The organism is Acinetobacter sp. YH01018 (assembly GCF_013420295.1).
Classification (GTDB): domain Bacteria; phylum Pseudomonadota; class Gammaproteobacteria; order Pseudomonadales; family Moraxellaceae; genus Acinetobacter.
The window spans coordinates 1-4,517 of the sequence record NZ_VOYL01000093.1 but is presented as its reverse complement, the minus strand read 5'-3'; the positions used below and the strand labels follow the sequence as shown (position 1 = coordinate 4,517).

Annotated in this window: 2 protein-coding genes; one reads left to right on the top strand and one right to left on the bottom strand. The window is 39.0% G+C overall.

Annotated features, from left to right (window positions below; all coding sequences use genetic code 11):
• Positions 1 to 558: 558 nt before the first annotated feature.
• Entirely contained in the window at positions 559 to 2,700 is a 2,142-nt protein-coding gene (mtlD, locus tag FTT83_RS15545; RefSeq protein ID WP_086197751.1) for a bifunctional mannitol-1-phosphate dehydrogenase/phosphatase, read from the bottom strand.
• A gap of 258 nt (positions 2,701 to 2,958) precedes the next feature.
• Here mtlD and FTT83_RS15540 point away from each other — a divergent pair, with 258 nt between their 5' ends.
• The gene (locus FTT83_RS15540; RefSeq protein ID WP_180176832.1) at positions 2,959 to 4,368 is read left to right on the top strand and encodes a TIGR00341 family protein; all 1,410 of its coding nucleotides are present in this window, start codon (positions 2,959 to 2,961) and stop codon (positions 4,366 to 4,368) included.
• Positions 4,369 to 4,517: the final 149 nt, after the last annotated feature.

The following is a 4,517-nucleotide window of genomic DNA, read 5'->3' as shown; positions in this document are numbered from 1 at the left end:
GCTAAAAAATGGACCATGCCAATTCAAAATTGGCGTTTAGCGATGAATTGGTTTACGATTCAGTTCGATGATCGATTAAAAGATCATTTATAAAAAATGGAACTTACACAAAATAATTTACAGGCTCCTTATTTCATCTAAGTGCCTGATGAAGTTCATCAGGCACTTTTTTATTTTCAAGGTAAGCGTTCGCTGAACCCCACTTTTTCTAACTCATTAAGTAAGTATCCGGCGAACTCATCTTACCAAGCTATCCTATAAGCTGAATAGCCACTAAAACTCTAGACACACATAACCATTTTATGAAACTCCATCTGCACAATTGATTCAAAATTTAAGTTGTCAGTTTAGTATTTGGTTAGCTGTCGTTGTGCCTTTCTCAATTGCGTGTGGAGTTTTAGCTTATATTTTTATCAGTCACTTCAAAACTTAAATATTTTAAAAAATGAAGTCGGCTTGTTAAATTTATCCTTGGGAAATTATTGTACACATGAGGTCAAGCATGCTTGACCTCATAAATATGAGTTTATTCTATTCTGGTTAAATCCTATGACACAATCAGGTCAGGCTATGATCCATTTGCTTTGCTAGGTCTACACAATGAGGATTGTGCGTCTTATGTTTAGCCGGGAGCAATTGAGCTAACTGTGTTTCAATATTTCGCTGTAGGGTTTGCTGATGTTGCTCGTTTAATCCAGATTGCCCTAACTGAATTTTAAGATGTTCAATTGCTTCACCATAGCTAATATCTTTTTGCTGAATAGAGTAGTAGTAACCATATAAGGCACCTTGACTTAAGTTCTGGTAAGGTAAGCCCTGCTGAATATTACAAGCAATTGATCCCAAGACGCGTTCTGAAGCGGCTAACTTTCGTAAAGGATCACGTGCTACACGTTCACACGGATCTTTGTAGGCATTGACACAAGAATTAATAAAGCTTTTTGCCAGATCATCAAGATCATTTTTGCGATGTGGTAGGGTAAGGGTAAGCCCAGCCTTCACTTCTTCAAGAAGCCCCTCCATAAACTCTCTCACTTTTGGGTCTGCCATAGCTAAACCAATCGTTTCGTAGCCGAGGCGTGTTGCGTACCAGGTAGTCATGGCATGAACACCATTCCATAACCTGTTTTTTATCAACTGAATTTCCTGAATATCATCCACCAACACCATCTGACGCATTTTGCCTAGCAAGGGACTGTTATTTTCTACGTAAATCGGCATGTCCACTTCTGCATGGAATAGAATCAAGTCCATGGTCTGCAAAATATGGCTGGGTTTAAAGTTACTGCACATCTCTTCGACATACATTGAAGCTAACCTTTCCTGTTCAGGATTCAAACGGGTAGCATCTTCAATATCAGCATGATCAAGGTCGTGATCGAGTTGGTATTGCTTAAAAATGTTGTACTTAATACGCAACTGACGGTAAAGGTTTTGGTCGGTCAATTTGGAAACCATTCGGTTAACGACCGTATCACAGAAATAATGCTGCTCTAAAATCTGCTCAGCAATGTCTGGAGCTGTAATTTCAACCAAAGCGCTATGCACATGTTCAAGCAATAAGTGTTTAGCACCGATTTTATTTAAGATAATGAGGACGGTTAAAGGATTCGTGAACTGTTCATTATTGGCAATATGACGGGCATATAAGCCTTGGGCAATTGTTCTGGCCTCAGTTGCAATCGCCTGTTCCGGCAAGCAAACAGCTATCATGCTTGAGGCAATATACATCTCCTGCATCTGTTCAATATTACCCGCATCAATGATATGCATATTTTCAATACGTTCATCATAGGAAAGCTGGCCATAACGAATACAGTAACTGCCAAAGGCATTCACTGCTGAACGATACAAGGAATTATGGGTTGAGGCATAGATTCGCTTTGGACGTGTATAGCCATCCCAGTGGGACAGGATCTGTGCCATGAAGCCACCGCCAATCGCACCAAATCCATGAATGCCAACGGTCAATTGATTCAGACTTTGTGGAAAAGACTCTTGAAGTGTTGGCATTTCCAAGTTTAGTGTATGTTGATCCAATTGATGCAGGCAGTCATACATACTTTCAAAAAAGTAATCTGTTTTGGCCAGCATGTTGGAATTAGGTTCCTTGATGTCTTGTAGCAAGATGGTAACCCCACCAGCATTATAGGCTGAAGTAATACCATTTTCCGAATCCTCGAACATTAAGCATTCTGATGTAGGTAAATTGAGTTTTTCAGCAGCGGAAAGAAAAATTTCCGGATGTGGTTTACCTTTCTGTACTTCATCACCACACACCAGTACATCAAAGAATTTATAAACGTTGGCATTGATCAGATATTCTTCAGCAATTAAGCGACGACTTGATGTCGCAACTGCCATGCGTAAACCAGATTTACGTAAACGTTCTAGTACCTGTACCAACCCTTTTTTAATGGGTACACCTAAACTTCTGACACTTTCGAGTTCAAGCTCATCAGCTCGTTGTCGGATCTCTGCATAAGGGATATCGTCCCCATACTGCTGTTTGGCTAGTTGATGTGCACTACTTGCACTGAGTCCCAGACAAGCCATTAAATAAGCATCACTAAATGAAACACCGATCAATTCCTGAGATGCTTGCTTCAAGGTTTGAAAACGTAAACGTTCAGTATCAAACATGGTTCCATCCATGTCGAAAATTGCCCCATGAATAATATCATTATTAAATTTAAGCACTTATAATCCCTCTTACTGTAACACTACAATCTGACAAATCATAAGGAGAACTGATAACTTGATGAAACGATTATAAGAAATGAAACATTTATGTTTATTAATTAATCAATTGCAGGAGATATTAAGACTTTTTTGTAATTTTGAGTAAAGTTAGTTTTCTGGAATGTTTCATTTTCTCACTCTAAGGTAATCACGAGGACCAAAAATCGACTGAGATTAAAGGTCCTTCCACAGATGGATAAAAAGTAGGATGTTAAATTGACCAACACCTCTAATAAACACAACTCCTCCTTTAATTATACAAGTAGATTAAGACGTGCACGCCATCGCTTTAGTCTGCTGGCAGATAAGGCAGAAGATGATGAAATCGAGCGTCGTATTCGTGATGGGATTGAGCTATCAGGAGCCATTCCCTGGATTTTAATATTCGCTATTTTTATTGCATCAGTCGGATTAAATATCAATTCAACAGCCGTGGTTATTGGCGCAATGCTAATTTCTCCACTTATGGGACCGATCATGGGGGTGGGGCTGGGTGTAGCAGTTTATGACTTTAAACTGGTAAAACGGGCACTCTTCAACCTAGGTATTGCAACACTGATCAGCTTGGTCGTATCCACTCTATATTTCTCGATATCACCCCTCGATAATGCACAATCTGAACTTTTATCACGAACTAGCCCAACCGTTTGGGATGTGCTTATCGCATTATTTGGTGGATTGGCAGGAATCATTGGGATCACTCGAGAAGAAAAATCAAATGTTATTCCAGGGGTGGCGATTGCTACAGCATTGATGCCACCTGTCTGTACTGCTGGATTTGGTATTGCAACTGGACAGTGGAGCTTTGTTGGTGGTGCACTGTATTTATATACCATCAATTGTGTGTTCATCAGTTTGGCAACTATTATCGGTATCCGGATTTTAAGGTTAAAGCCACATAGTTTTGCTGACGAAAAAGTAGAAAGATGTGTAAAAATATCTTTGCTGATGATCGCAATGGTGACCGCAATTCCAAGTGCCTATCTGGCGACTAAATTAGTTAATGAAGAAGTTTTTAAATCAACTGCCAACAAATTCATTACACAAGAATTTACCTTTAAAGAAACACAAGTCGCCAGTTCAAAAATTGATAGCAAGACACGGACCATTGAGTTGGCTTTAGTCGGTTTGCCCTTAAGTCAGGCGACGTTGCAGAATATTGAAGGGAGACTTGCTGTTGCAAATCTCGAAGGAACTAAAATTATTGTGCATCAAACCAATGATGATAAGGTTGATGTGACTGCCTTAAAATCTGGGGTATTGAGTGATTTGTATCTGAATGGACAAGAAGCCCTGCGCCAAAAGGATGAACAGGTAAAACAATTACAGCAAGAATTAAGGGTGAAAAATGCTTTATTTGCCAATGCAAATGATGTTTTTGCAGAGCTACGTGCACAGCATCCCACTGTAAGCTCTATTTTTCTAGGACAAGGCATTGATTTACCGACTGATCCCAATCAAAAGCAAATACTGCAACTTAGTGTGAGAACATCTGAACCACTATCGATTGAAGATCAAATTCGCATTGAAAATTGGTTCAAGGTTAGAATGAAGACGGATGCTGTACTATTAAATTTTTTGGTAAATCAAGATATTGTTAATCAAAAAGATAGCAGTTCAAACTAATACTTGTTAATTTGAACTGCTATGTAACCCGAATTACGGATAAGAAAACCGCTTGAAAAAAAGATGGTTAGAGCCATTTAGAAAGTTACTACACAAACCAAAGACTCTAACCACCATGTTTGATTTTACAGAAATCTTCTGTGTTATTG